Origin of the sequence: Chryseobacterium sp. CY350, from assembly GCF_027945075.1 — a bacterium.
Lineage (GTDB): Bacteria > Bacteroidota > Bacteroidia > Flavobacteriales > Weeksellaceae > Chryseobacterium.
In genome coordinates, this window is the sequence record NZ_CP116034.1 from 454,827 (window position 1) to 481,102 (window position 26,276).

The window sequence follows — 26,276 nt, forward strand, 5'->3', positions numbered from 1 at the left end:
TAGATCACTAAAAATTCTCAGCTACAGAGTAGAGACAATCGTTAAGCTTGAATTCTCATATGCAATATTCAAACGACTTTGTCTATTTTTTGCAACTTCCCAATTTGCTGTCAATAAACCGGTTGTAGTTGACGAAAAGTATTAAAATCATGACTATGGATTTTCCAAATCTATAAAATATTACGTTTTGTTGCAAAATTTTGTATATTTGTTGATACGATTTATAGCAATGTCAATTTTTTCAGAAAATATAAAGTTCTTAAGAGATAAAATTAAAGCATCTCAGCAGAAGGTTAGTGATGAAATTTCAATAACCCGCGGACGGTATGCTACTTATGAGGATGGGCGTTCAGAACCACCGATTGAAATTCTTGTCAACATTTCAACATACTACAAAGTGAATATTGATTTGCTTCTGACCGTTGATTTAAAGAAGTATCCGTTAGATGAGGTGGTCAATCTTCCCAACAACAGAATTTTGTTACCGATGAAAGTTGATCATACAGGAGAAAATAAAATTGAAATTGTCCCTCAAAAAGCAAGCATGGGATATCTCAGCGGATATAATGATCCTGAATTTGTGGAAGGATTACAACATCTTTCACTTCCATTTTTAAGAAATGGAAAGTTTCGGGCTTTTCCTGCGGATGGTGACTCTATGCCGCCTTACAACGACGGAACTTATATTGTGGGAAAATATCTGGAAGATAAAAAGGATCTGAAAAAAGGAAAAACATACATCTTTATTACGAAAGACGGTATTGTATATAAAAGATATTCAAAGCAAAATGATTCCGGGAGTTTTGTAAGTTCTGATAATTCTTTTTATGAACCTTATGAGATCAAATGGTCTGAAGTCTATGAAATTTGGGAATTTGCATGCAGCATCAATACGAAGGAACTGAGAATTGAAAACTTAGAATACCAGGAAATCAAAAGCATGTTTGAGAAGTTGCGACTAGAGATCAGAAGTTCTCATAAGAATATACAGTAACAGCTTTATTTTAAACTGAATAAAAGCTTTCCAGCTATAAGACTTAAAACACAAATAATGGAAATTCCCAAATGGGATTTGTAACATTAATTTATAAAAGTGAACAGCATAATGGGTCAACTCAGTTTATTCAGCGCAGAAGAATTCTATACTTTTCCGAAGGAATTATTAGAGTTCAGAGAACATTTTCTAACGACGGAAGAATCAGATCGGCTTTTTTCTCAACTTTTGGAAAATACTCCGTGGAAACAGAGAACCCAGACAATGTATGACAAGAAGGTATTAACGCCACGTTTAACAGCTTGGTATGGTGATGGTGAAAAGTCGTATAAGTTAGGAGGAAGCGAATTTGAAGTGAATGCCTGGACCCCTGAATTGCTTGCTTTAAAAAATAAAATTGAACAGGTTTTCGAACATGAATTTAATTCAGTTTTGTTGAATTTGTATCGTGATAATAATGATTCTGTAGCATGGCACCGGGACAAGGAAAGTAGGTACGGTGATAGACCGGTCATCGCGTCTTTAAGTCTTGGACAAACCAGAAAATTCGATTTTAGAAAACTCAATCATCACCAGAGCAGACACAGTATACCGCTTCCGAATGGTTCTTTGCTTTTGATGAAAGGAGATCTTCAGGAACACTGGGAACATCGTATCGCTAAATCTTCTCTGTTGATGAAAGAAAGAATTAATTTGACTTTTAGATTGGCGAACGAACTTAGCTAATGACAATTGTGTCGTTTTCAGATAAGGCGAAAATTTCTCTTTTTGTCATTATCTGAAATCTGAGAATGATGAAATTCATCAAATCTCCATCTCAACTCAAAATCATTTAACGAAATTCTTTCTTTTGTCAATTTGAATATTCAACCCTTTAAATTTTTTTTTAAAATAAAATGTCTACAGTTTTTAAGTGTAAAATTTTCGATGATTTGAATAGTCTTAATTTATAAAACCTTATTATCGGAAATTTAAAATTATTAATAAAAAATTATCTTCAATTTATTTTATTCTTCTAAGATTTAATTTCCATGTCAATTAAATGTGCTTTATTACCCGTTTCAAATAAAAAGTGAGAAAATTATATCAATTACAGCGATTAAGAATACTCCACAATAATGTCATCCACATAACAATACATCCATTGCTCACCGGCCGCTGATGAGATTACGACAGGATGTAATTCTTTTTTACAATGGTGTGACATATGTTGCATAGGAGAAGAGTCACAACATAACGTGGTGCCGCAAGTTTGACAGGTACGTAAATGTACCCACTGCGTGCCTTCTTCTATACAGCTACTGCACTCGTTTTTCTGAGCTGTCTTCAGCTTTTTTACTGATGTGATATGATCACACAAATTATTATTTTCCATAATTATAATTTTGATAAATATTGATGTACCTGTGTTACCGCCATCGCACCTTCCCCGACGGCCGATGCAACTCTTTTCACTGAATTAAACCTTACATCACCTGCTGCAAATGATCCCGGAACGCTCGTCTCCAAATGGTAGGGTTGTCTGTCTTCGCTCCAGCAGCTTGTAAATTGATCTTGGCCAATCAGATCGCTTCCGGTGTAAAGATAACCATTGATGTCCCGGCAAATTGCTGTTTCAGAAGCCCATTGCGTATTGGGTTTGCCTCCGATGCATATGAATAGTTTGGAAGTCTCATGCCATTGTTCTGTTTCTTCTTTAGAATTGGCAATTTTGATTTGCTGCAGATGATCATCACCGTCAAGCTCAATAACCTGGGAGTGATATAAAACTTCTATATTACCGATACTGGAAATTCTTCGGATCAGGTAGTCAGATAAGGTGTCTGAAAGGTTTCCTTTTCTGATAACCATAAACACTCGTTTTGCAAAACCCGAAAAATAAACCGCAGCCTGACCGGCAGAATTGCCTCCTCCAACAATATACAGATCTTTATCCTGACAAAAATATGCTTCGCTGGCACCAGCACCGTAATAGACACCTTTGTGAAAAAATCTGTTTTCATCAGGAAGATTCAGACGCGCATATTCTACTCCGGTAGCACAGATATTGGTTTTGGCAACAAGTTTTTCACCCGTAGCAAAGTCTACATGAATTTTTTTGTCGTAAAATGTACCTTTTACGCCTTCTTTCAAGAGCAGTATTTCCACACCGAACTTTAAAGCCTGCTGCCTTGCGCGCTCAGCTAAATTGGCACCCGAAATACCGTTTGGGAAACCTAAGTAATTTTCAATCATAGAACTTGTCCCTGCCTGACCGCCGACTGCCTCTCGCTCTATTAAAATCGTTTTAAGACCTTCTGAAGCGGCATAAACGGCGGCACTTAATCCAGCAGGCCCGGCACCGTAAATTGAAAGGTCATACTCTTTATATTTTGGTTTGGTAATCCATCCAAGAATACTGGCAATCTCTTCCAGTGAAGGGTTTACGATCAGTTTTCCGTCTGGAAATTCTATCATAGGATGCGCCTCGGGATTCAAAGTGTATAGGTCTCCTTGTTCAGATTCATCAGTTTTCAGATCAACCCATTCAAAGTCGACAACACTTCGGTTTAAAAAATCTCTTATTGGATATATTTCCGAGGAATCTGGCCTACCGTACAATTTTAATTTATTCATAAGTTCATTTATGTAATAGGATATGATACCGTAATTTATAAAAATAAAATGTATTTAAACATCATTTGTGTTGATAATAAGTTGCAATATTATCTTGTTACATCAAAGACTTCTGCAATGTCTTATAAGTACTAATTTTTATATTTTGATTGTTTATTCTCTTCTAATTTAATAAGTTTAAACTATATTTTGTCAGTTATTTTCAGAAATCTTTAACTATAAGTTGAGGTTTTAACTTCATAAAGTTATTGGAGTTTTAGAGCTTTAAAAGTATTATGTATCACAGTAGTGCAAAAAAAATATCTTAAAAATTAGACTTCGACTTTTCTATGCTCTTAATATTCTTTTGTCGAGAGTAAATTTTATAAGTTTTCCTTTTGTAATTTTGGATGAATTGTTTTTCAAATAATACTTCGAAAGCCAATCTGTGTGGGGAAAAAAAGCTTAATTATTTAAGGAAGGGAAGGACTGTGGATTTTAGATGAAATGAAATCTCACAATGATTAATATGTTTTTATCCTTTTATTTTTCAGGCCAATTATTGTGTAGGTGTAATCCTGATCACGGTGATAAAAGATGATCGTTAGCGGAATCCCAAAAGTGTATTCGGTGATACAAATATTATAAATCCTGTTATTTTTAATAAAAAAAGTAATTTCATCAGTTAGTAGAAATTTACATCTGCTATGGTGATAAAAAACAATGTCCTCATTAATGGTACTTTGAATTTTTAAATCTGATAAAACCATTTCCTTGGGCATATCCAAATATCTCTTAAGGTATAACTCAATTTTTTTTAACTTTCCTATCATTAATATTATAGAATTTGTTTGATGCATTCTTATATTCCGGAGTTTAAAATATGTAGAAATATCCAACGGCTGTAACAATACTACGCCAGTCTCAGAACTGTAACAAATAGATATAAGTTCATTTTACTGAAAAAGGGTATGTCTTTTTTCTAACAATATTGCACGTCATCAGTGCGATGCGATCTTGAGATTGTTGATTTGTTGACTGTGTTAAATTTAAGAATTAAGAGATCTAATTTATTATGTGATGTTCTTTTGATTTTGAAGGAATTGCGATGGCGACACATCTGTAACTTTTTTAAAGGCGTTGGCAAATTTGCTTTGTGATGAAAATCCGGCCTCCTCAGCTAAACTTGCAATTTTATACTTAAGGTACTTAGGTTCGGATCGTATCTTAGCAATAATATAATTGATCCTCAGTTCATTGATGTAATTGTTAAAATCTTTTTCTGTGAAGCGATTGATTACGTATGAGAGATATTTCGTATTCGTCTCGCAATACGTTGCTAAATATGGAAGTGATATAGTATTACGGGTATATAGTGTTGTTTTTTCAAACTTTTCCAGTTTTGCAAGAATTTTTAGTTCAGTGGCGACTGGCATCATGGGTAGCTGCTCTGTGTTGTTTACTGCTCTTTGACCATCAGTAATTTCTTTAGTTTCGATCTGCGTTTTAAGATCGGAAAAGCTTTTCTGTACATCATTGAAATGAATGATGGTGTATGTTACAACAACCAATCAGTTGGCACTGTATAACGGCAGAGAATGGTCTTTTTGGACCAAACCTTAAACAATACTATTTTTTTAATGCAATAGCCACTTCCTAATGAAGTGGCTATTTTTTACAGTCCTATCCCGAACTCTTTTACTTCGTTTCATATTTTAAAATCATGGTTGTGCTAAACTTTTATTAAAAGCTAAATTACAATAGAAGTGGCAACGACATATCAAACAGCGCGGGTTTGTCAAAAAAAAATCTTCTATATCAAATTTGACAGTAATCATAATAATCTACAAATGATCGATGGGAAAACCTTATATGGTGAAGATTTACCTCGACGTGATACAGTTTCTTTAGTGTTATTTGTCTCTTAAATTCAGAGGAAAGTTTGTTCAAATTTCAGTGTGAAAAAGTGAATTATTATTTTCAATTACGTAGTTTTGTGGTCTTAAAAAGTTATTAAACACTAAATCAACCATGCCTGAACGTATTAAAATTTCTGAGAATTTACAAATTCTAGTAAGTGTAATCGTTGGAGGATTAGGTGGCATTCTCGCAAGATTAGCACTTATTAAACTAAAGATTAAAAATCAAAAAGAAGATGAGAAATCTTAAATTTGATATTTTCACCCTTTTTATTTGATCCCATTTTGGATATTTAATAACATTTTATTAACGTCTTATAAGTAATTCAATTTTTTCTTGCCACATTTTAATTGGTCATTATTAATAGTCTAATGGTGATATCCTATCTTCATATAATAAATCATGATATTTTCATTAATATTAAAATAAAAACTTTGATAAAGGCTACTATCGATGTAATTTATAGGCTTATATGACATAGCATTATACTTCTAATTATAAAATATTTAATTTTCAGGAATAGATCCAGCGCCCATTTTTGTTTACAGATCCCCCGATTCTGTTATTTTATTTCCCTCAGCTTGACGCAATTTTGTACTCATAAAATAAGTACAATGAAAATCGTAAATACAGGTTCTTTAGGGAACATCGGGAAACCACTCACAAAATTATTAGTTGCAAAAGGACATCATGTAACTGTGATCAGCAGCAAGCCTGAAAGAAAATCTGAAATAGAGGAATTGGGAGCGATCCCTGCTATTGGAACTATTCAGGACGTAGAATTTTTAGCTGAAACATTTACAGAAGCTGATGCTGTCTATCTGATGGAAGCCTGGGAAGGAATAGGAAGCCTTTTTGATCAGGATATTAAATTTTTAGATGAATTTAAAAAAATAGCGAACAACTACGTTCAGGCTGTTCAAAAGTCAGGCGTTACCAAAATTATTCATCTGAGCAGTATTGGCGCGCATTCGGATAAGGGAACAGGAAGTTTGCAGGTTCATCATCATGTTGAAAATATTTTGCGAACACTTCCTGATAATGTATCAATAAAATTTATGCGACCGGTCGGTTTTTTCAGCAATATATACCGATGGTTGCCGATGATAAAATCTCAGGGAGCAATCATTCAAAGCTATGGTGGCGATCAGAAAGAACCGTGGGTGTCTCCTTACGATATCGCGTCAACAATTGCTTCCGAAATGGGAAAGCCCTTTGATGGGAAAACGGTACAATATGTTGCAAGTGACGAGGTTTCTCCGAATGAAATCGCACAGGCTTTAAGTAAAGCTGTCGGAAACCGCGATCTGCATTGGAAAGTAATTCCCGCAGAAGAATTATTAAATCAAATGCGGTCTGCCGGAATCAATGAATGGATTGCCAATGGAATGGTCGCAATGCAACAGGCACAAGGAAATGGAAGTTTGTACGAAGATTTTTATTTAAATAAACCTAAGCTCGGCGAAACAAAACTGAGCGATTTTGCCAAAGAATTCGCTGAAATCTATCACAATCAAAATATTTAATACAATGAAAAATGCACTCATCACAGGAGCTAACAAAGGAATTGGCTTCGAAACAGCTAAACAGCTTTTGGAAAACGGTTACTTTGTTTTCATAGGAAGCCGAAATCTCGAAAACGGAAAATTGGCCGTCCAAAAGCTTCACGAAGCAGGATTTGAAAATGCAGAAGCCATTCAACTTGACGTTACCGATATGGCATCTGTAGAAAACGCAAAACTTGAAATTGGAAATAAAATCGAGATATTGGACGTTCTTATTAATAATGCAGGGATCAATGGCGGATTTCCTCAGGCCGCTCTGGAAGCTTCGGCTGAAGCTTTTCATAATGTAATGGATACTAATTTGTACGGCGTTGTAAGAGTGACGCAGGCTTTTATAGATATGCTTAAAAAGTCAAATGAACCAAGAATCGTAAATGTCTCTTCCAGCGGATGCTCACTCACTTTGCACTGCGATCCAAGCTGGAAATATTACAGCCACAAAGCCGCTGTGTATACTGCATCAAAAGCTGCGATGAATATGTACACCATCAATCTGGCGTATGAACTTCGTGATTCGCCTTTCAGAATTAATGCAGTTTGTCCGGGATTTGTGGCGACTGATTTTAACGGGCATAGAGGGACGGGCACCGTTGAGGAAGGCGGAATGCGTATAGCAAAATATGCGATGATAGGAGCAGAAGGACCGACCGGAAAGTTTATCAGTGAAGAACATAATCCTGAAACAGGCGAAACACCTTGGTAATTAATTTGTTATTTTTGTTGGATATAATGTTCGGATACGTAATTCCGGATGTTGTATTCAACATTTAATTAGATGTGAAAATGAGAAGTAAACAAAGCAAAATTCATAAATTTAGGTCTTTATCTGAGTTTCATGTGATGTTTGGACTACCAAAGCCTGAACATCCGCTGGTCAGTTTCATCCGTCTGGAGGATATGAAAATGCCGGATGAAACACTGCCCGAATTTCTGGTTTTGGATTTCTATAAAATCGCTTATAAGGATAATGTTGGAAAGGCTAAGTATGGACAGCATCATTACGATTTTGGAGAAGGCGGATTGGTGTTTACAGCCCCGCGTCAGCTTTTTGAAAAACCGAAAAGTAATAAAGTCAAAGGCTGTCTTCTGCTGATTCACCCTGATTTTTTCCTTTCGTATCCTTTATCTAAAAAAATCAAACAATATGGATTTTTCTCATATGCAGATGATGAAGCGCTCCATCTGTCTGAAAAGGAGAAAGAAACCCTTTTTTCTGTATTCAAAATTATTGACGAGGAACTCAACAGCAGGGTAGACGACTTCAGTCAGGACGTCATGATTTCGCAGATCGAACTCCTTCTTACCTACAGCAGCCGATTTTATAAGCGGCAGTTTATTACCTACAAGGCGGTCAACGATGATCTTTTTCAACAATTCGAAGCGGTTTTGGATTCTTATTTTAATTTTGATCACCAATTGCAAAACGGGATGCCTTCGGTACAAAATATTGCAGAACAACTGAATGTTTCTGCGAATTATTTAAGTGATGTTCTCCGCTCATTGACAGGTTATAATACGCAACAGCATATTCATAACCGATTGATTGATACAGCGAAAGAGATACTGTCGACCACTCAGCTCTCAGTATCAGAAATTGCTTATCATTTGGGATTCGACTATCCGCAGTCTTTCACCCGATTGTTTAAAAGCAAAACCAAACGTACCCCTTTAGAATTCCGACAGTCTTTTAATTAATAGATACTTTTACGGTCTATTTACAAGTATGAAAAGCAAAAATCCAGACTTTCATCAAGAAATTGCTGTTCAATTATAGATTATTCAGGCTGAATAATGACAAATCTCACCAATGGAAATTCATTTTTTATATGTCCGCGGATTCGCTGTATGGCTTCAGTGATCTCTTCCGTATCAAGATGATCCTGAAAATTGATAATGAGCATCAAAACAACTTCTTCCGGTGATTGGTACGTAGAAAGTATATTTTTAGTTTTCAGTACAGCAGGATCTTTTTCAGCAAGTTTGGCAATTTTATCTCTTGTTTCCGGAGCTATCCCTTCACCCATCAATAAACTGCGGCTTTCTCTGGCCAGAATAAAAGAAACGAAAACCAGAATGAGCCCTACAATAACCGAAGCTAGACCATCCAATTCAGGAATCTGGAATGCATTACTAATACCCATCAGCACTATGACTACGATGAGACCGGCAACAGCTGCACCATCTTCAAAAACAACAAGAAAACTTGCTGGATCTTTACTTTTGACGATCGCATCCCACCATCTCATGCCGTTGCGGGTTTTGTTAAATTCTTTCACGGCAATAAACAATGAGGTTCCTTCAAAAATAAGTGAAAGTACTAATACAATATAGTTCCAGAACGGATCTTTCATTACTTCAGGTTCCAGAATGTGTGAAATTCCCTGATAAATTGATAAAGCACCTCCTAAACCAAATATTAAAATAGAAACAACAAATGACCAGAAATAAAGTTCTTTGCCATATCCGAAAGGATGGGATTCATCGGCCGGTTTTTTACTTCTTTTCAATCCGTATAAAAGCAGCAGCTGATTCGTAGTATCCACTGTTGAATGAATTCCTTCAGATATCATAGAAGAACTGTTGGTAAACGCGCCTGCAATAAACTTTGTTAGAGCAATCAAAAGATTGGCGGCAAGTGCACTGTAAATTGATTTGTGATTATTGGCCATTTAATGTAAGTAAGATGGAAATTATTTTAATAATTAAGTATATTCAAATCATTTACGATTCATTTTTTGACTTCATTCCGGAAATAATGCGTTGTCTGTGGATAAATCCCCAGTCTGCAATTGTATTGGTCAATTGTTTGAGTGATTTTCCATAGTCTGTAATCTTATACTCGACTGCAACTGGTGCAGTGTTAAGCACGTGACGCTCTATCAGTTCATTAATCTCCAGGTCCTTCAATTCTCGGCTGAGCATCTTACCGGAAATACCTTTTACCTCTTTTAAAAGTTCAGAATACCGCATCGGCTTATAACACAGACAAGCAATGATAGACATTTTCCATTTGCCATTCAAGATTTCCATTGTATCACTGATTGCTAATATTTTTTGGCTGCAATCTTTAGTTAAATCAAATTTCTGTTCCATACCATTCACTTGGTTACCCTTATGTTACTATAACTTTTTGTCACTTAGTTACAAAGATACATATTGAAACTATAACTTTGCTGATCTAATTTAAGTAACAATATGGAATTGATAAAAAATTTAAAATGGCGTTATGCTGCCAAGAAATACTCAGATCAGTTGGTGAGCGAAGATAAAATCGATCAGATTATCGAAGCCGTAAATCTTACCGCTTCTTCGTGCGGCATTCAACCTTATCGGCTCTACGTCATCACCAATCCAGAGGCGAGGCAGAAATTAGGAGAAGGTTCATTCAATGAACAGATTTACACTTCTTCCCATTTGTTGGTTTTTGCAGGATTCAATAAAATTACGAATGAGTACATCAAAGCTTATGTAGATATGATGGAACAACAGCGAAATTTAGAAACAGGAGCTTTGAAAATGTTGCAGGATACTTTGATTGGATATTTCTCACCTCAGACAACAGAGCAAAATGTTATTTGGTCTGATAAACAAGCCTACATCGGTTTGGGAACCGCTTTGATTGCGGCCGCAGAATTAAAAGTTGATGCAACACCGATGGAAGGTTTTGATCCAAAATTGTTTGATGACATTCTGGATTTGCCGGAAAAAGGTCTTCACGCGTCGGTGATTATGTCATTGGGTTATCGAGATGCTGACAATGATTATCTTGCATCAGCACAAAAAGTCAGACTGCCGATTGATGAATTTTCTATCAAAATTAAATAATCAAAGCAGATTGAATATCTTGAAACTTTAAAGTTGTCATTCATAAACAAAAGTTCTGACGCTGGTCAGAACTTTTATCTTCTATGTGAAGCAAATTTTGCTGATGAAAAATATTTGGAGAATGAATCTTCCAAGAATTTATTTCAGCTTGAAAAAAAGCAGCTCTACAGAATATTTTAATTTGTATTGGTCTATTTATTAATAAGTTAAAGATCAGAAGTAGGTGTTTTTCCAAATTTCTTTTTAAAGGAGTGTGAGAAATGGGAGAGGCTTTCAAATCCCAAATCCAGATATATTGAAGATGGCTTTTTGTGTTTATTCTCTATCAGATGGCGGGCTTCATTAAGTCTTTTTTCCTGTAACCACTGTCTTGGCGGCATTCCGAAAACTTTCTGAAAATCTCGTTTAAAACTTGCCAAACTCCTTCCCGTAAGTTGGCAAACTTCTCATTCGTTACATTGAACTGATAATTGCTGAGCATGAATCTTTCAAGATCCATCTTATAAGGAATTGAAAAGTCAAACAGAAAGTTTCGAAGCTCGGGAACCGCTAGCAGCAATAATTTGACGCCTTCTTTTACCTTCAAAATGCCCATTTCATCGGTCATAGCAGCTCCCGAGTTTCTTGCGTATGGGACAATCGACTGGAAATAACCTTTCAGAAAATCATTCGAAGGAATCAGGATATTTAATGGTCCGTTGTATTTTCTGTCGGCTTCCAGTTTTTCTTCTAAAGTTATCTTTCGCAGAAGATCATCTTGCAGAGAGATTACAATGGTTTCATAATTACCTCCTGCTACCGGCGTTTTCGTAAGCGTGCCTAGTTGATTTTTACCAATCAGCAGCATTTGTCCTCCTGTCATTGATATATTTTGCCCGGATGTTTCAAGAATCAGCTGTCCCGAAACCTGGAGGATAAGGGTGTGCTGATTCCAGACACAGACTTTTTCTTTCCGCTCTGAAGAGAGGTAAGAATAGAATATGACGCCGGGAAGAATTTCTGCTGGACTTTCCATTTACCGTTGTAGATAAGTGCCGCCTTGTATTGCACCTGTTGCAAATGTAGTATTTAATATTTTCATTTCTTGAGGAGTAAATTCAATATTCATTGCTGCTATATTTTCGGGTAACCGAGATCTGCGGCTCATACTTACCAATGGCATTATATCATCTCCCTGCGCCTTTACCCATGCGATGGCAAGCTGAGTTGGAGAGCAGCCTTTGTTCTTAGCCAACTGTTTCAAAACTTCAACTTTCTCTAAATTTCTCACCAAGTTGTTGCCTTGAAAACGTGAAAAATGATTTCGGTAATCGTTTTCTGCCAGCGGTGCTTTCAAATCGCCCGACAATAATCCTTCTGCTGTATTTGCAAAAGCGATGACGTTTATTCCTAATTCTTTTGCGGTCGGAAGTAATTCTTGTTCTATTTGACGGTCTGCCAGAGAATATCCTATCTCTAATGCACTAACAGGATAGATACTATTGGCTTTGCGAAGCTGATCGGCGTTAATTTCAGATACTCCCAAATGACGCACTTTGCCTTCTGTAATAAGATCAGCAACGGTTCCGACAATATCTTCTACAGGAACGCTGCCATCCATACGACTTGGCTGATAAAGATCAATTGTTTCAATTCCCAAGCGGGTAAGGGAATAGTTGATGAAATTTTTAATAGCAATCGGACGCAGATCCATTCCCAGCCATTGTCCGTTATGAAATATAGCACCAAATTTTACACTGATAAAAGCATCATCTCTTCTACCTTTGATGGCTTTTCCGATGAGCATCTCGTTATGACCGGCACCATAAAAGTCTCCGGTGTTCAGGAAATTTATACCATGATCCAAAGCTTCATTAATTGTTGCGATACTTTCTTTTTCATCCGGTGCAGAACCTCCCCAGATAGATGACATACGCATACATCCTAGACCAAGCTTAGATACCAAAGGTCCGTTTTGTCCTAACTGAATTTTTTTAATTGTTGACATTGATTTTTGTTTATTATAATACAAAGGTCAGTATTTATCAAATCAGCTACTTTCGTGTGCGGCTCAAATTACTTGCTTGTAAAGCTCAGTTAATTGGTCAGACTACTTTGACTTTTCTTCTCTATAACGTCGTTCCCGTAATCGAAAATGAAAGCTAACAATTCTTCCGATAAAATATACTCACTAAATCTTTAGCAGTATTTATTCACTTATTCATCTCTATACAAATGTCAACTCTTTTATAATTTTTTACTTTAAAAAAGTTTTCAGATAGTCGATACTGTCAGTCCATGAGATGTCTTCATACCGTTTGTTACTTAATGTTGAGTGTTGCGTTGTAAACATGGAGTACATGTATTGTGCTTGCTGAAATTTCGCGTACAATTCATTTTCACTTGCCGGATTTTCGTCTCTTTGTTTCCTGATCGATGCGGCAAAATTTTCTAAAGTTGTTATATTGTGTAGTTTAAATGACTCACCCGTAATTTTTTTCACATTGTTAAAAATCATATTAGGACTGATTTGGAAACTTGCAATCTGCAGATTTCTCGGTGCTGTCTCATCTAAAGCTACCTGAGCTGTAAAAGCAGCCGTATTATCCATCGTCGTAAAATCTAATTTCCAGTCTGCCTTGTCTCCCCAATACCCGATACTCTTGTCTTTTAAATTTAAAATCGGAGTATTGTACATCAAAATATCCGCAAAACATCCATTAAAAATAGAAGAAACTTGAATTGCAGTTTGGTCGATATACTTTTTGAAAGTTCGTCTCAGGTCAAAATTTCTATTTTCACCCTCCGGAAGTTGATTATAATCTGTACAAAAATCAGACGGAATAAATCTGGGAACACCAGCTTCTATCGCAGCGTTTAAGATTTTTTTTTGAAGATCAATAATAACATTGCCCAGCCCCGCCAAAGCAGAAACCACGCAGTCAACATTTAAGCATTCTTTCGTTAATGCTTTTTCATCATCAAAGTCTATCATTTTAATTACAACTCCCATTTCCTCAAGAAGTGCTACCTTATCACTATCGGTCGATTTTCTTACAATTGCTTTTACTTTTGCTCCACGCAATAGCAATTCTCTGCAGATTCTCAGTCCCAGATTACCTGTTGCGCCGGCAACCAAAATTGTTTTTTTCATATTTAATCTTTTTTTGATTTTAAAAAATTAAGAACCAGATTCAATACTTCCTCTGGTTTTTCTTCGAATAAATAATGTCCGCTGTTCTTAATTTCGACAACCTGAAGATTATTCGCAACCAACGGCAACCCGTAGTTCATATAATTGTAGCTGATGTAGCTGCCAATTCCCAAAACTGGCATTTCCAATTTTTTATAATGTTTTGAATCTTCAATATCGTCATTAAAAGTTTGATACCATGCATTAGAAGCTCTGATGCTTTCTTTATCACTGTAAGCATACGCGTAAACTTCTCTTTCAAGCTTGGTCATTTTGCTTTCGTCTATCATAACATAACTGAAGAGCCAATCTTGCAAAAGATGAAACCTGCCTTCCAATAATTGTTCCGGCAGACCTTTTACCTGATTAAATCCCATCCACCATGCATAAGGCATTTCAGAATCCATCTTTTCATTGAATGTTCCCGGAAAAGGAATCAACGGCATCTGGTGTATTCCTTCACTGGGATGTGAGCCGTCAAGAACAATCAGCTTTTCAGTAGCTTCAGGAAAATTAAAGGCAAAACTCATCGCAACCATCCCGCCAATATCATGACCTATCAAATTTACTTTCTCAAAACCTAACTGTAAAACAAGCTGATGAATATCTGTCGCCATTGTTTTTTTGTCGTAACCAGAATCAGGTTTTTCTGAAGTTCCCATCCCACGAAGATCAATAATGATAACGCGAAATTCTTCAGCAAGTTGTAATGCTACAGATTGCAGTGAATACCATGTTTGTGGCCAACCCGGCAAACAAAACAGAGGTTTTCCTTTTCCGCCTTCCACATAATGCAGTTTTATACCGTTTACAATGGTATATTTATTTTGAAAGCCCGGAAGCACCTTGATTAATTCTTCGTCAGAATATTTTTCTGCGTCAACATTTACATTCATATCTCTTTAATTTGAGACAAATGTATATCCTCTTTTTTCGGAAAAATCTACCATCTGGTAGTAAATATTTTATTTTATATTTTTTCTTATTCTGCTTAGAGCATTGGGTGTGATTCCTAAAACGCTTGCTAATTGTTTAACAGGAATTTTTTGAAGAACCTCCGGTGTATTGACGAATTGCAGGTATCGCTCTTCTGCAGTAAGCGTCTGAAAATTCAAAATCTGATCAATCATTCGAACAGTAGTTTCTTCCCAAATCTTTCTTCCGAACTCATGCCATACAGGAATGTGACCATACAAAAAATCCATATCTTTTTTATCAATGACCACGAGTTCTGTATCTTCGATTGCGATAATATTAAATCTAGTCGGCTTCTGCGGATTAAGACTTGAAATTTCAGTGAGAAACTCATTTTTAAAAACAACCCACGTTGTGCTTTCGTCATTCAGCCCGTCATAAAAGAAACGGAGGCCTCCTGAAATGATAAAAAAATATTGCTGTGCGATCTGACCTTTCTGTAAAACTAAATTTCCCTTAGAAACATTCTTTTTTCTACATCTTGATAGAACAATATTGAGTTCGGTTTCGTCGATTTCAATTAAATTTTTAATAAATGACACAAAATTATCCATGAATCTGTTGAGATTGATTTTAAAAATTTATTCTTCCTTGTCCAATTAAATTGGTTGTGAAAAACATGAAAGATTTATTTGAGTTTTATTCATTAAAGTAAAACTGCTCATTTCATTACTTTCTAGAATTTTAACTGTTCACAAATTTAAGAAAGGATTGTTTAGCATTACAATTTCATTTAAGAATTCAAATTTACATAACTGCACACCGAAATTTTCCTCTTAAATAGTTTTTTTACCAGGAATAATTTTAAGTCTTAATGAATCACCATTCGTAGTCTGACTAATATTAAGCAATTACATTGCGAAAAAAACCAATAAAGAAGTAATTCTTTAAATTTTTATATTCACAAACTTGTGAGATTAAATGTTTAAAATTATATTTACAAAACACTAATCACTAAAGACAATGAAAGCGATTTTTTCTTCACTATGGGAAATTCAATTATTTATTTCTAAACTTTTCAGCCGTTTTCACTTCAATTTAAGCTACAATAAGTTTCTGAGTAAAAACATGTTTTTTATTCTTCTTATCTGCGCCAATTACCAGGCGCAAAGTGGTTTTGAATTTGAGAGGAGTTGGGGGACTTATTTTGGAGCGAATGGTGGACAAATTTCCGGAATAAATACGACAAGAGGTATTCTTTTCGACTCTCAAAAAAATTTAAATATCAGAGGGACGTTATGGAATCAGCAAAATACTCCTGCAAGCTATTACAATCAGTTTTTAATAGGCGGAGGAAGTCCTTATATTATTCAGCAAGGCCTTAGTTCATTTCAGGCAACTTTTTCACAAGCAGGCAGTCTTTCATATTACGGTTACATTAATCCTGTAAACTTTGCCAATCTTGAAAAAATAGATCAGTCAGACAATCGATATTATATCATTCGTGGTTCAGCATTATCAGTTCAGCCGACACCGGGAGCTTATTTTACAACTGATCCTAATCCTTCTTCTGCAAATAAAGTGATGCTTGCAAAGTATTCACCTTCCGGTGTACTTTTATGGGCGACTTATCTTCCGAATGCCTTTGGAAATGTCAACATAGAACTTGATCCGGCGGGCAATGCATACGTTTATGGTGAAACACGAATGGTTCAGAATATTTCTACTGCAGGCGTTCTTCAGGAAAATTTTGATTTAATTTATGATTCACACGGAGATCTGATTCCCAGTGGATATATATTAAAGTTTTCTCCCGGCGGACAAAGGCTTTGGGGTACTTATATGCCATCGGGAGCGAGTTACTCTATGCAGTATTTTGATGATGCCTTGTATATAATTACCGGAAAAAACACTAACGCTACACTGAATACCATGGCAACAGTTGGTGCATATCAATCATCCGTTGCGGATGCTTCTTTAACTAAGATCAACACTCTGAACGGGACAAGAGAATGGGGAACCTATTATGGGCCGCCCAGTGGTTCAAGTATGGTACTGATGTACGATTTAGCTGTTAACGAAACCGGTCTTTACGTGACGGGTACTGATTATAATTTTGATGGTTCAAGTTTTTTCGGAACTCCTACAAGCTATAAACAAACTGTTACGGGCGGATCAGATTTATTTCTTTCAAAATTTACTTTATCAGGAAATAGAGTATGGAGTACATATTTTGGTTCTTCCGGCGAAGATATGAATGAGTTTGACAAAGTAATTGCTGTAGCGGGAAATGATGTATTTATAACCGGATTATCCTATGGAGCGACCAATAATATTGCAACTCCGAATTCTTATCAATCTGCTCCGGAATTTAACAGTGCTGGTTCGAATAATTTTTATTTTGCTAAATTCGACTCTTCCGGAAGCCTGTCTTGGGCATCATATTACGGCGGTACAAATAATTCAGCAGGAATAACAATTCCTATTAATGTAGGAGTAGATGATGGTAATCTTTATCTGTACGGAAGCACCAATTCAAATACCGGTTATGCAGCTGAAGGCGCATGGATGCCGGTTCGAAATCCTAACAATACAAACCAACTCACTGGTTTTATGGCAAAATTCATCAATAAAAATCTGCTGGGTGTTTCTGATAATACCAAGAATAGTGATCTGGTGCTGTACGACAATCCAAATAACGGAGAATTTTCTATCAAAGGAAAAATTCTTACTGTTAAAAAGTGTGAAATGCAGCTGTATGATGTTGCCGGACGACAGATTTTGGTGAAAAAAATGAGTACTGATGAGACGCAGAAATTTGATCTAAAGTCGGTTTTGCAGAAGGGCAATTATGTCATTAAAATATCTGAAGGCAAGAGCATTATAAAAACTTTTAAAATGACCGTTAAATAAAAAATAGTGATTAATGATTTACCTGCTCAATTTAAATAGAATCTTAAATAAAGGCCATTTTTAAATAAACAATTCAATTTTATTTAGCGTAATTATTTTATAGTTTTTACTGATGCTAAAATTTCTTGAATTTGCTTTATTTGCTCCGGAGAAAGATTCTTTTTAGGAATTAAAATCGCTGATAAATTATTTTGATAGATCAAAAACCAACTTTTCTTTTCAACGATTTTGTAGATCTTCGACCAAAGAATTTCCATGTAAAAGGATTCTCCTTTGATTTTGATCTCGTTTTCTGCCAAAGTCATATCCAGTGTTTCCCGTAAATGATTGCTGGAGTAATAATTCCTCAGAATTGTTGTAAATATTACGGTCGGCTGAATTAAGACAATTAAAGCAAGAGTAATATATTGATAAATTACAGGTTCCGGTAGATTTAAAATATCTAAGTGGTAAAGAGCGATCCAAAGCAAGAGTATAAAAGCAAAACACACAAGAAATATCATTATTGGCTTAGAATACGTTAAGCTAAATAATATCTTCAAATATTGTCGGATGGTCACTTTTGCTTTTAACTTCATTCTATCATTTTTTTAGATTAATTATAGCTACCATCAACGATTTTTCTATTGACGAAGATTGATTTGTTACTTATTTAATTACTTATCTTTCTTGAGCCGAAAAAGTTCCGGAAATTACCAGCGAACACAAAATTATATACAATTTAGCACATGATCTGGTCGCAATTCTAATCATTCTTCTTTTATCTTTTAAATGTACGAATTATTTGATAGACACTGCATACTGTGTTTCTCTAATATATGATTTAGCGTTTTTCGTGTAAGAAAAAATGATTAAAATTATTTAAATATATTGATAAAAGTTTATTGTAATTTATATCTGAAAGTCAAAATGGTTTAACTTTTCCTAAATCTACGGATGAAGAATTTTTAATGAAATTTCATCATTTTTAATGTGAAATTTTTAATAGCTAAGTGAATATGCTGAAATAAATCGAAACCTTTTTCTGATGATGACAAATTGTTACTATTTCCAATAGCTCCAGTTAATTCCATCAAAAACCGCAATAGCATTACTCAAAGTGTCATAGCACATCATTCCCTGATAAGGACTTTTAACTTTATTTGCGGGATCTTTGATGTGAGGTAAATTGAGGGCTTTATTAGATGACTCCAGAATAAATACTCCCACTGCAGTGCTGGTTGCCGAGCCAATAATTACTCCCGAACCAATTTCAGTTCCAGCGGTAGGAACTAAGCCTGTATTTGTACCGGTATCGGTCATGTCAATCCACTTTCCGTTTTCGAACATCCTTACTTTCATAAGCTCTCTGTCATATAGAAATGTTCCGTTCTGTGGATTGTTAGTGGACGGATTTACTACGGGAAAAGTAGGAGAATTCGTTACACCCGGCAAAATAATACCCCGGAAATTTGCTGTTTCTGTATCGTTGGTAGAATTGGTCGCAGTTGCTCCTCCAAATTCAATTGTCGAACTTACGCTCACCACATTGGTTTTGCCAATGGCTATTTGGGCATTACAAAAATTTCCTATAAAAAGTAGGGATAAAAGTAATTTTTTCATTTCTATTGAATCAAAAATTAGTCGTTACAAGTTCTCTTAATACAGTTCCAGACAGTACCGTTATAAAGCTTCGTACACGCAGAACCAATATCATAAACGATCATTCCTTTCCGCGGATTGGTAATCAGATTGGTATTTGCAATCCTGGTAATCACCATTCCTTTAGATAAAGATTCGAGAGCTAAGAAGCCGTTGGGAATTCCTCCTTCTGCTTTGTTAGAACCTGCAGGCCAATTCCGGTATCTTGAGGATTGGGTAGAAATTCCCATCTGTGTATATCCGTCAGGCGTTCCAGACAAACCGGGTTTCATGCAATAGTCAACATTTATTGTTATTGATGCTAAATTACTAACCAGATTGGCATTATCTCTAATTGTGTAATTGACCACCGAGGCTGTATTGAAAAAATTCTGTACAGGCGTAAAAGTCATTATGCCGTTGTTATCAACAATCCAGGTACCTTGTCCGCTCACAGAAAAGCCTTTAATATTTCCATTCACTGTGCTGATATTAGCGGCTCCGGATGGAGGGACCAAATTGATACTTGATGGGATGAGCGTACCAGAATTTGGATCTGTATCATTGCTGATAATACTGAATACTTTATTTAAATTTTTATGCGCTGATACAACATCGTTGGTTGCGACAGGTGGCTGATTGATTGCAAAGTTATTTCCCATTGAGGTACCGTTTGCCAAGACCACAGAAGAAGAATTGGTAAGCGTACCGTTGCTATTTCCAACCAGTGTAAAACCTGATGGCACAACGAGTTCCACCGTATAAGGTCCCTGATAAGTGTTGGTGTTGATATTGTCGAAGAAATAAAATCCTGCCGTATTAGTCGTTGTTGTTCTAATCTCGGTACCATTGTTATAAAGCTTCACTGTGGCACCCGAATATCCGTTTCCGTCTGGTGTTCCTGCATTATTATCGTTGTAAACAGTCCCGGCTACACTGGCAGCAAAGGTGATAGATTCTTCGTTGTAGGCGCCAATAAAAGCAAGGTCTGAGGTGCCGGAAAATGACTGAATAAGTTTTACTGCCTGACCGTAATTTGCTGACGTTAATCCGAATTCTGACCAGTCGGCTGCTAGAACCCTGATGTCCCTGCTACATCCGGATGTAACGGAAACGCCCAGATTGTATGCCGGCGGAGTGACGTTAGCATTATAAAACTTCCAGCACGCACTACCTATACTTGGAACAGAAGTAAATGCTACAGAATACATTGATCCTACCATATTTCCGTTGATGTCCTGAAAGTAAAAAGTATCATTGGCAGCAGAGGGAGATCCCATCTGAGTGAATATAAGATCTGGAATACCGTCTCCAATAGATGCGGGGACGATACCCATCGTATTTAAGCTAATACTTGTTCCCTGAGGTATGTTAAAAATGGCTGATCCAAGGCCTAAGCCATTAAGACCGTCGGAGAGATATTCCACCATATTATTATGAACAGGAACCGGCGAAATGTTTCCGTTCCCACCAAAATTTTGTCCCACACCGATAAATGTACTTCCACCGGGAGGCGGAATATTGTAGATAGGTAAGGAAATAAAGGTTCCCGTCTGAAAGTTTACATTTGCAGCCACCAACGCTGCGTCATTCACTCCTGTAGAGTAGGTTACTGGACTGTGTACTGTACCGGAGCCATCTGCATCCCATACAAATCCAAGCAAATTATGACTATTATTTGGTTGTACAGAGCTGGAACTTTCCCAAAAGCCATTAAAATCTGAGTAGATCTTTGAAACTGCACGCTGTGCATTGGCTGATAGTGAAAAGATAATTCCCGATAGTACAAATATTTTTCTCATCATCACTTAAGTTAATCTTTGTAGCAAGTTGCGAAATTAATAAAAATAATGATAGTTAGTGGATTAAGATTTGTTCAAAATAGATTTTGTTGACATATATCATAAATATTTCCGTTTATTATTGTGAATTCTTATCATTTTGATACCACAAAGAATTACTTAAGACTTTGTATATAAGTAGAGTAGATGTCACAAGCCAGCGCGAACGAAAATGTATGCAAAATTGTTAAAAGAAGCAGATATAATAAGAAACAAAGCTCTGGAATTTAGGTGTGGCACTGGAAATCGCTGTAGATGCTAAAAGAAAAATAGAATTGATCGCATTGAAATAATTATAAAAAACCTATGGAGCTGGTTTTCTTTTCGGGTTGAAGATTGGTTTTGCGTCCGATATTAATAAAAAATTCGCGTAATTGATTTATTTAAATAAAAAAGCTTGTGTATATCAATTAATTGACATACATTTGTAAAATAATAAAGCGACTAATTGTTTTGATTTTAATAATTCAGATAAAAAAGAAGCTTGTTTTTGTCATTAATTTTTAGGTGCACTACCTTTTAAGAAGTTCGATTTTCACTCTTAAATTCTAAACATCCACATTTTTCTTTCAAAAATTTATTATCGTTTTGATGTTAATCAAAATATCAGGATAATTGATCCTATAAAATAGAATACAATAATTTTTAATACATAATACAATGCAACAAGGAACAGTAAAATTCTTTAACGAAACTAAAGGATTTGGTTTTATCACTCCATCAACTGGTGGACAAGACGTTTTCGTACACACTTCAGGTTTAGTAGATAATATTCGTGAAAATGATGTCGTAACATTCGATTTACAAAATGGAAACAAAGGGGTGAATGCAGTGAACGTTAAAATAGCGTAACTTCATTTACAACCATCATATGGTATAGAGAGCAGAACATTTATTGTTTTGCTCTTTTTTTTGTGCTGTGATTAAAGTCTTAATCCGATTAATGAACAAAGATTTATAGATTACCTGAACCACAATTTGAATATCAATTTGGAAAATTCAGACAATAAACATTACACAGAGACATACCAAATTTAACAATAAAATTCAGCAGAACTTCATTTATTCAAGAAACAGGAAGTGAAGATTCGTATTTTTCATTTACTTCTCCACTATGGAGATCAGTTTTACCATCATTTCTATTACTCCATCTTTTTTTAAAGGGATCACATTGCTAACAATCGTATAGCCTTCTACAAATGGGATAAGAAAACTTACAATCTCATCAGGATTTTTACAGAATTTTGAGACTAAATCGATCAACCACAGGCAATATGTTTTGTAGTAAGTTTCTACAGCAACCTGCAATTCTTTATTTCTAGCTGCTAAAGTCCAGATTTCCTGAAACATCAAAGTCTGATGACTGGTTCTACCATCTACCAGTAACATATTCAGTATTTTTTCCAGAAAAACATTTTTATCCGGTGCGCTGTCTGAACTCAAAAGTTTTATAGCTTGGGAAAGTTCATTTTTGCAACTTTCAAAGTAAAATTCTACGGTGGCAATTAAAAGAAGATTTTTATCTTTATAATAATACTGAAGATTACTTAAAGACAAACCGGCATTTTTTGCTACTTTTCTCATCGAGAGATTTTCTGCTCCTTCTTTGATAAGAAGATCTATTGTTGTTTCTAAAATCTTATTTAAACGCTCTTCTTTTTTGTCCATTTGGTAAATTTAAAAATAAAATATTAAAGTTGTGATTATTTAGGTCAAATGACCTATATTTGTAGTAGGTCAAATGACCTAAATTAATTTTTAAAATGGTTTTATGGAATCACAGGAAAAAAGAATCTTAATTATTGGCGGGTACGGCCAAGTGGGAAGCAATATTGCAAGGCTGATCAGAAAAAACGACAGCTACGTTGAAATTATTCTTGCAGGAAGAAGTCCCAAAAATGGCGAACTTCTGGTTAAAGAATTAACAAATGCTAAAACCGCCTACATCAATCTTGAGGAAGGTTTTGATTTAAATAAATTTCAAAAAATAGACCTTATCATATCTGCATTGAGTGATCACACCAATATCTTAAGAGAAACTGCTATTTCAAACAGAATTGCCTGCATCACGGTAAGCGAAGTGGCTGATCAGATTTCTACTACGGCATTTCTCGCATTGCACAAAACAATAACTGCTCCGATTGTCTTTGCCGGGCATTGGCAGGCGGGATTGCTGACTCTTGTAGTAAAGCATTTGGCAGCAAAATTTAGCAATATTACATCCATTGAAACAGCAGGATTATATGATGAAAAAGATCCCGTAGGTCCATTAGTGAAGAACGAGGTCACAGGTTTTGTCGGTAGGGCATTAATTCGTCAGGATAGAAATTGGCTGCATGTAGATGCAAAAACCAATACAAGAGTGATTGATTTATACAACGGTGAATCTGCTATAGGTCATCCAATGGGCACACTTGATGTTCCCAGCATCGCTGCATTTACAGATGCTGCAAATATCAGATTTGATTTTGTTATCGGAAATTCTATCGGAAGTACTAAAGGAATCGGAGCTTCACATGATCTTTATATAGAAATTGAAGGAACTTTGGTATCGGGCGAAAAGAAAAATCTTCGTACAATAGTTTCCGGACCAAAAGGAAATTCTCACCTCACAGCAGTTGGTATTTATCTTATTACCGAGAAAATATTAGGTTTTAACGGACGTTCTGTGCAAAAAACGGGAGGTCTTTATCTTCCTGAAACAATTATTTCAGAGGAAAACATCATTAAACGTCTGGCAGAATTCGGGATTCAAACCTATGAAGATATTTCTTAAATTTAATCTAAAATCTTATCAATTCAGCTTTTAAAATGAAAAAAATATTGATCATTATACCACTTTTTCTCTTATTCAACATTGATGCACAGACAAAAAGTAACCATATAAAACAACAGAAAATTATGAACAACACAACAATCCTCAACACAGCGAATGAAAATGTATCAAAAGGCGATTACGAAAGTTTTTTAGCTTATTGTACCTCTGATACAAAATGGGTATTTGTAGGCGAGCGGATTCTGAATGGAAAAGAAGAAGTGCGTGCTTATATGAAAGAATTTTATGTCGAACCACCTGTATTTGATGTAAAACTGGCTATAGAAGATGGCGATTTTGTTACAGTGACGGGTAATATTAGCTTAAAAAATAAAAACGGAAAGTTTGAACACTTTGATTATTGTGATATCTGGAGATTTGAAAACGGAAAAATTGCAGAGTTAAAAGCATTTGTCATTGAAAAGAAACCATAATGAATCACAATTAATATTTAAATATATCTTACGCGAATTATAAATGTCACCACTAATACAAGTGGTGATATTTTTCTAAAAAACCCTTAGCAATTGGTTGCATGATGGTCAGCCGGAAATCGCGAAAATAAGATTAGCATTTATAAGCGAACTTATACTTTAAAGAATTGATTAACAATTTTTAAATAAATCATTTAGTTAGATAATTTCCTTACTTCGATTTTAAATTTATTTTAAGACAATTTGATAATATCCTTTCTGATCGGTTACGTCAATTGCAATTCCGGTAAACGTTAATTTATTGATTTGATATCCGTTACAGCCGCCTTTGTACTCAGAAGATTCTATCGAAAACTGAAAAACTCTGACAGGAGAGTAGAAAGTGTAATTTTTTGTACCGTTAAAAATTCCTACATTTTCCAGAATAACTTTTCCGTCATCCGTTTTGGTAAGTGCTACACCAACCTGATTTTCATCCATTACAGAAAACGGATTTAGGGTTCCATTGGTTATAAGATTGTTTCCATTATCATCAACAAACTCGAAAATAACAGGAAGCGGTGCATTATAACATTCTTCACCACATGAAGACATAAAAAACGTCATCACCAGAAAAAGTATTAATTTTCTCATATAATAAAATTTGATGCTGATGTAAAGTTATATATTATGCGTCTATATCCAAAATCATATCAATAATTCTTATTTTTTCAGCATTTAAATTTTAAATACGTCAAAAAAAATATGATTTAATCTTAAATGTAATATAAGAATTTTAATAATAAAAAAAGGACAAACCAAGCGGTTCATCCTTCAATTTTATTTTTTAGAATAATTTTAAGCCTCAATAAATTCCAAAAGATCTTTATTAATCGTCGGAGCTTCCGTAGTCGGCATTCCGTGAGGGAAACCAGGGTATGTTTTTAAAGTTCCGTTTTTCAGTAATTTGATAGATTTCAAAGCTGCATTTTGGTAAGGCACAATCTGGTCATCTTCACCGTGAAGTACCAAAACTGGAATGTCGGTGTTTTTCAAATCTTCAGTCTGATCGGTTTCAGAAAACGCTTTGATTCCGTCGTAATGCGCTACAATTCCGCCCATCATTCCCTGTCTCCACCAGTTTCTCTGCACACCTTCTTTCACGTCTGCACCTTCTCTATTATAGCCGTAGAAAGGGAAAGTTAAATCAATGTAAAACTGATTTCTGTTGTTCAGAGTCTGATCTCTGATACCGTCAAAAACCGACATCGGAACCCCATCAGGATTGCTGTCACTTGCCACCATAATCGGCGGAACAGCGCTGATTAAAACCGCTTTTTTCGCTCTTCCATTCGCATATTTCGCTACATAACGGATCACTTCGCCACCACCTGTAGAGTGACCGATGTGAACTACATCTTTCAGGTCAAGGAATTCCACCAGTTCTGCGGCGTCAGACGCATATTGATCGATCGTGTGGTTGTAAATATTCTGGCTTGAACGGCCGTGACCTCTTCTGTCATGCGTCACCACTCTGTAACCTCTTTGCAGAAAGAAAATCACCTGTGCATCCCAATCGTCTGATGATAAAGGCCATCCGTGGTGAAACATCAAAGTTGGTCCTTCGCCTTGGTCTTTGTAAAAAATCTCTGTTCCGTCTTTTAATTTAAGTGTGCTCATAATTGTTT

General features: G+C 35.6%; 28 protein-coding genes. 11 read left to right on the forward strand and 17 right to left on the reverse strand.

Translation table 11 applies throughout. The features are described 5' to 3' along the window. Positions 1-229 precede the first annotated feature (229 nt). Both PGH12_RS01990 and PGH12_RS01995 read left to right on the forward strand, forming a co-directional pair. Positions 230-994, forward strand: a complete 765-nt coding sequence (locus tag PGH12_RS01990; protein ID WP_267599980.1) for an XRE family transcriptional regulator — start codon at positions 230-232, stop codon at positions 992-994. 111 nt (positions 995-1,105) lie between these two features. Continuing rightward, complete coding sequence (locus PGH12_RS01995) at positions 1,106-1,720, forward strand: alpha-ketoglutarate-dependent dioxygenase AlkB family protein (protein ID WP_267599982.1); 615 nt, start codon at positions 1,106-1,108, stop codon at positions 1,718-1,720. Between the two features lie 373 nt (positions 1,721-2,093). Here the strand turns inward: PGH12_RS01995 and PGH12_RS02000 are convergent, their stop codons facing one another. The 3 genes from PGH12_RS02000 to PGH12_RS02010 all read right to left on the reverse strand — a co-directional run bounded on the left by PGH12_RS02000 (position 2,094) and on the right by PGH12_RS02010 (position 5,160). Then, positions 2,094-2,369, reverse strand: coding sequence for a UBP-type zinc finger domain-containing protein (locus PGH12_RS02000; protein WP_267599984.1), 276 nt, complete (start codon positions 2,367-2,369; stop codon positions 2,094-2,096). Between the two features lie 2 nt (positions 2,370-2,371). After that, a complete protein-coding gene (locus PGH12_RS02005; RefSeq protein ID WP_267599985.1) occupies positions 2,372-3,610 on the reverse strand; it encodes an NAD(P)/FAD-dependent oxidoreductase in 1,239 nt (412 codons plus the stop codon). Positions 3,611-4,662: 1,052 nt separating this feature from the next. After that, complete coding sequence (locus tag PGH12_RS02010; protein ID WP_267599987.1) at positions 4,663-5,160, reverse strand: helix-turn-helix domain-containing protein; 498 nt, start codon at positions 5,158-5,160, stop codon at positions 4,663-4,665. 460 nt (positions 5,161-5,620) lie between these two features. Between PGH12_RS02010 and PGH12_RS02015 the strand changes: the two genes are divergently transcribed. The 4 genes from PGH12_RS02015 to PGH12_RS02030 all read left to right on the forward strand — a co-directional run bounded on the left by PGH12_RS02015 (position 5,621) and on the right by PGH12_RS02030 (position 8,769). After that, positions 5,621-5,758: a hypothetical protein gene (locus tag PGH12_RS02015; protein WP_267599989.1), complete on the forward strand. Its 138-nt coding sequence runs from the start codon at positions 5,621-5,623 to the stop codon at positions 5,756-5,758. A gap of 365 nt (positions 5,759-6,123) precedes the next feature. After that, on the forward strand, positions 6,124-7,035 hold the full coding sequence (locus PGH12_RS02020) for an NmrA family NAD(P)-binding protein (protein ID WP_267599990.1): 912 nt from the start codon (positions 6,124-6,126) through the stop codon (positions 7,033-7,035). Positions 7,036-7,039: 4 nt separating this feature from the next. Further along, complete coding sequence (locus PGH12_RS02025) at positions 7,040-7,777, forward strand: SDR family oxidoreductase (RefSeq protein WP_267599991.1); 738 nt, start codon at positions 7,040-7,042, stop codon at positions 7,775-7,777. Between the two features lie 80 nt (positions 7,778-7,857). Then, positions 7,858-8,769, forward strand: coding sequence for a helix-turn-helix domain-containing protein (locus tag PGH12_RS02030; protein WP_267599993.1), 912 nt, complete (start codon positions 7,858-7,860; stop codon positions 8,767-8,769). A gap of 80 nt (positions 8,770-8,849) precedes the next feature. Here the strand turns inward: PGH12_RS02030 and PGH12_RS02035 are convergent, their stop codons facing one another. After that, positions 8,850-9,743 carry a cation diffusion facilitator family transporter gene (locus tag PGH12_RS02035; protein WP_267599994.1) on the reverse strand — a complete coding sequence of 298 codons (894 nt, stop codon included), beginning with the start codon at positions 9,741-9,743 and terminating at the stop codon, positions 8,850-8,852. A gap of 52 nt (positions 9,744-9,795) precedes the next feature. After that, positions 9,796-10,167 carry a winged helix-turn-helix transcriptional regulator gene (locus PGH12_RS02040; RefSeq protein WP_267599995.1) on the reverse strand — a complete coding sequence of 124 codons (372 nt, stop codon included), beginning with the start codon at positions 10,165-10,167 and terminating at the stop codon, positions 9,796-9,798. 102 nt (positions 10,168-10,269) lie between these two features. Between PGH12_RS02040 and PGH12_RS02045 the strand changes: the two genes are divergently transcribed. Beyond that, positions 10,270-10,899 (forward strand): NAD(P)H-dependent oxidoreductase, encoded by a 630-nt coding sequence (locus tag PGH12_RS02045; protein ID WP_267599996.1) that lies wholly within the window; start codon positions 10,270-10,272, stop codon positions 10,897-10,899. A 206-nt stretch (positions 10,900-11,105) separates the two neighbouring features. On the opposite strand, the gene PGH12_RS19090 is transcribed toward PGH12_RS02045, so the two are convergent. The 6 genes from PGH12_RS19090 to PGH12_RS02070 form a co-directional block, all read right to left on the reverse strand. Beyond that, on the reverse strand, positions 11,106-11,279 hold the full coding sequence (locus tag PGH12_RS19090) for a helix-turn-helix domain-containing protein (protein ID WP_420710345.1): 174 nt from the start codon (positions 11,277-11,279) through the stop codon (positions 11,106-11,108). Continuing rightward, positions 11,225-11,914 carry a hypothetical protein gene (locus PGH12_RS02050; protein ID WP_267599997.1) on the reverse strand — a complete coding sequence of 230 codons (690 nt, stop codon included), beginning with the start codon at positions 11,912-11,914 and terminating at the stop codon, positions 11,225-11,227. The genes PGH12_RS19090 and PGH12_RS02050 overlap by 55 nt, the downstream gene beginning before the upstream one ends. Then, positions 11,915-12,886, reverse strand: coding sequence for an aldo/keto reductase (locus tag PGH12_RS02055; RefSeq protein ID WP_267599998.1), 972 nt, complete (start codon positions 12,884-12,886; stop codon positions 11,915-11,917). A 249-nt stretch (positions 12,887-13,135) separates the two neighbouring features. Next, the gene (locus PGH12_RS02060) at positions 13,136-14,032 is read right to left on the reverse strand and encodes an NmrA family NAD(P)-binding protein (protein WP_267599999.1); all 897 of its coding nucleotides are present in this window, start codon (positions 14,030-14,032) and stop codon (positions 13,136-13,138) included. A gap of 2 nt (positions 14,033-14,034) precedes the next feature. Further along, positions 14,035-14,967, reverse strand: a complete 933-nt coding sequence (locus tag PGH12_RS02065) for an alpha/beta fold hydrolase (RefSeq protein WP_267600001.1) — start codon at positions 14,965-14,967, stop codon at positions 14,035-14,037. A 69-nt stretch (positions 14,968-15,036) separates the two neighbouring features. Further along, complete coding sequence (locus tag PGH12_RS02070) at positions 15,037-15,600, reverse strand: Crp/Fnr family transcriptional regulator (protein ID WP_267600005.1); 564 nt, start codon at positions 15,598-15,600, stop codon at positions 15,037-15,039. A gap of 514 nt (positions 15,601-16,114) precedes the next feature. On the opposite strand from PGH12_RS02070, the gene PGH12_RS02075 reads away from it, so the two are divergent. Then, positions 16,115-17,899, forward strand: coding sequence for a T9SS type A sorting domain-containing protein (locus PGH12_RS02075; RefSeq protein WP_267600007.1), 1,785 nt, complete (start codon positions 16,115-16,117; stop codon positions 17,897-17,899). Between the two features lie 92 nt (positions 17,900-17,991). Here PGH12_RS02075 and PGH12_RS02080 read toward each other — a convergent pair whose 3' ends face one another. The 3 genes from PGH12_RS02080 to PGH12_RS02090 form a co-directional block, all read right to left on the reverse strand. Then, positions 17,992-18,477, reverse strand: a complete 486-nt coding sequence (locus PGH12_RS02080; RefSeq protein ID WP_267600008.1) for a YcxB family protein — start codon at positions 18,475-18,477, stop codon at positions 17,992-17,994. A 466-nt stretch (positions 18,478-18,943) separates the two neighbouring features. Then, on the reverse strand, positions 18,944-19,501 hold the full coding sequence (locus tag PGH12_RS02085) for a hypothetical protein (protein ID WP_267600010.1): 558 nt from the start codon (positions 19,499-19,501) through the stop codon (positions 18,944-18,946). A gap of 17 nt (positions 19,502-19,518) precedes the next feature. Further along, on the reverse strand, positions 19,519-21,321 hold the full coding sequence (locus tag PGH12_RS02090; RefSeq protein WP_267600011.1) for an SdrD B-like domain-containing protein: 1,803 nt from the start codon (positions 21,319-21,321) through the stop codon (positions 19,519-19,521). A gap of 699 nt (positions 21,322-22,020) precedes the next feature. Here PGH12_RS02090 and PGH12_RS02095 point away from each other — a divergent pair. Further along, positions 22,021-22,212, forward strand: coding sequence for a cold-shock protein (locus PGH12_RS02095; RefSeq protein ID WP_129536735.1), 192 nt, complete (start codon positions 22,021-22,023; stop codon positions 22,210-22,212). 249 nt (positions 22,213-22,461) lie between these two features. Here PGH12_RS02095 and PGH12_RS02100 read toward each other — a convergent pair whose 3' ends face one another. After that, positions 22,462-23,028 (reverse strand): TetR/AcrR family transcriptional regulator, encoded by a 567-nt coding sequence (locus tag PGH12_RS02100; protein ID WP_267600013.1) that lies wholly within the window; start codon positions 23,026-23,028, stop codon positions 22,462-22,464. Between the two features lie 103 nt (positions 23,029-23,131). On the opposite strand from PGH12_RS02100, the gene PGH12_RS02105 reads away from it, so the two are divergent. Together PGH12_RS02105 and PGH12_RS02110 are read left to right on the forward strand one after the other, a co-directional pair. Next, complete coding sequence (locus PGH12_RS02105) at positions 23,132-24,136, forward strand: saccharopine dehydrogenase NADP-binding domain-containing protein (protein ID WP_267600014.1); 1,005 nt, start codon at positions 23,132-23,134, stop codon at positions 24,134-24,136. 35 nt (positions 24,137-24,171) lie between these two features. Beyond that, entirely contained in the window at positions 24,172-24,609 is a 438-nt protein-coding gene (locus PGH12_RS02110; RefSeq protein ID WP_271286790.1) for a nuclear transport factor 2 family protein, read from the forward strand. Between the two features lie 228 nt (positions 24,610-24,837). Here the strand turns inward: PGH12_RS02110 and PGH12_RS02115 are convergent, their stop codons facing one another. Beyond that, the gene (locus tag PGH12_RS02115; RefSeq protein WP_267600017.1) at positions 24,838-25,242 is read right to left on the reverse strand and encodes a hypothetical protein; all 405 of its coding nucleotides are present in this window, start codon (positions 25,240-25,242) and stop codon (positions 24,838-24,840) included. A 204-nt stretch (positions 25,243-25,446) separates the two neighbouring features. Further along, positions 25,447-26,268, reverse strand: a complete 822-nt coding sequence (locus tag PGH12_RS02120) for an alpha/beta fold hydrolase (protein ID WP_267600018.1) — start codon at positions 26,266-26,268, stop codon at positions 25,447-25,449. Positions 26,269-26,276: the final 8 nt, after the last annotated feature.

What these genes read in the sequence shown, in the direction of transcription:
- PGH12_RS02070 (WP_267600005.1), bottom strand. Translation starts at nt 15,600, where the DNA reads ATGGATAATTTTGTGTCATTTATTAAAAATTTAATTGAAATCGACGAA.
- PGH12_RS02005 (WP_267599985.1), bottom strand. Translation starts at nt 3,610, where the DNA reads ATGAATAAATTAAAATTGTACGGTAGGCCAGATTCCTCGGAAATATAT.
- PGH12_RS02120 (WP_267600018.1), bottom strand. Translation starts at nt 26,268, where the DNA reads ATGAGCACACTTAAATTAAAAGACGGAACAGAGATTTTTTACAAAGAC.
- PGH12_RS01990 (WP_267599980.1), top strand. Translation starts at nt 230, where the DNA reads ATGTCAATTTTTTCAGAAAATATAAAGTTCTTAAGAGATAAAATTAAA.
- PGH12_RS19090 (WP_420710345.1), bottom strand. Translation starts at nt 11,279, where the DNA reads ATGCCGCCAAGACAGTGGTTACAGGAAAAAAGACTTAATGAAGCCCGC.
- PGH12_RS02035 (WP_267599994.1), bottom strand. Translation starts at nt 9,743, where the DNA reads ATGGCCAATAATCACAAATCAATTTACAGTGCACTTGCCGCCAATCTT.
- PGH12_RS02020 (WP_267599990.1), top strand. Translation starts at nt 6,124, where the DNA reads ATGAAAATCGTAAATACAGGTTCTTTAGGGAACATCGGGAAACCACTC.
- PGH12_RS02065 (WP_267600001.1), bottom strand. Translation starts at nt 14,967, where the DNA reads ATGAATGTAAATGTTGACGCAGAAAAATATTCTGACGAAGAATTAATC.
- PGH12_RS02045 (WP_267599996.1), top strand. Translation starts at nt 10,270, where the DNA reads ATGGAATTGATAAAAAATTTAAAATGGCGTTATGCTGCCAAGAAATAC.
- PGH12_RS02000 (WP_267599984.1), bottom strand. Translation starts at nt 2,369, where the DNA reads ATGGAAAATAATAATTTGTGTGATCATATCACATCAGTAAAAAAGCTG.
- PGH12_RS02090 (WP_267600011.1), bottom strand. Translation starts at nt 21,321, where the DNA reads ATGAGAAAAATATTTGTACTATCGGGAATTATCTTTTCACTATCAGCC.
- PGH12_RS02105 (WP_267600014.1), top strand. Translation starts at nt 23,132, where the DNA reads ATGGAATCACAGGAAAAAAGAATCTTAATTATTGGCGGGTACGGCCAA.
- PGH12_RS02110 (WP_271286790.1), top strand. Translation starts at nt 24,172, where the DNA reads ATGAAAAAAATATTGATCATTATACCACTTTTTCTCTTATTCAACATT.
- PGH12_RS02075 (WP_267600007.1), top strand. Translation starts at nt 16,115, where the DNA reads ATGTTTTTTATTCTTCTTATCTGCGCCAATTACCAGGCGCAAAGTGGT.
- PGH12_RS02055 (WP_267599998.1), bottom strand. Translation starts at nt 12,886, where the DNA reads ATGTCAACAATTAAAAAAATTCAGTTAGGACAAAACGGACCTTTGGTA.
- PGH12_RS02060 (WP_267599999.1), bottom strand. Translation starts at nt 14,032, where the DNA reads ATGAAAAAAACAATTTTGGTTGCCGGCGCAACAGGTAATCTGGGACTG.
- PGH12_RS01995 (WP_267599982.1), top strand. Translation starts at nt 1,106, where the DNA reads ATGGGTCAACTCAGTTTATTCAGCGCAGAAGAATTCTATACTTTTCCG.
- PGH12_RS02080 (WP_267600008.1), bottom strand. Translation starts at nt 18,477, where the DNA reads ATGAAGTTAAAAGCAAAAGTGACCATCCGACAATATTTGAAGATATTA.
- PGH12_RS02040 (WP_267599995.1), bottom strand. Translation starts at nt 10,167, where the DNA reads ATGGAACAGAAATTTGATTTAACTAAAGATTGCAGCCAAAAAATATTA.
- PGH12_RS02050 (WP_267599997.1), bottom strand. Translation starts at nt 11,914, where the DNA reads ATGGAAAGTCCAGCAGAAATTCTTCCCGGCGTCATATTCTATTCTTAC.
- PGH12_RS02030 (WP_267599993.1), top strand. Translation starts at nt 7,858, where the DNA reads ATGAGAAGTAAACAAAGCAAAATTCATAAATTTAGGTCTTTATCTGAG.
- PGH12_RS02025 (WP_267599991.1), top strand. Translation starts at nt 7,040, where the DNA reads ATGAAAAATGCACTCATCACAGGAGCTAACAAAGGAATTGGCTTCGAA.
- PGH12_RS02085 (WP_267600010.1), bottom strand. Translation starts at nt 19,501, where the DNA reads ATGAAAAAATTACTTTTATCCCTACTTTTTATAGGAAATTTTTGTAAT.
- PGH12_RS02100 (WP_267600013.1), bottom strand. Translation starts at nt 23,028, where the DNA reads ATGGACAAAAAAGAAGAGCGTTTAAATAAGATTTTAGAAACAACAATA.
- PGH12_RS02015 (WP_267599989.1), top strand. Translation starts at nt 5,621, where the DNA reads ATGCCTGAACGTATTAAAATTTCTGAGAATTTACAAATTCTAGTAAGT.
- PGH12_RS02095 (WP_129536735.1), top strand. Translation starts at nt 22,021, where the DNA reads ATGCAACAAGGAACAGTAAAATTCTTTAACGAAACTAAAGGATTTGGT.
- PGH12_RS02115 (WP_267600017.1), bottom strand. Translation starts at nt 25,242, where the DNA reads ATGAGAAAATTAATACTTTTTCTGGTGATGACGTTTTTTATGTCTTCA.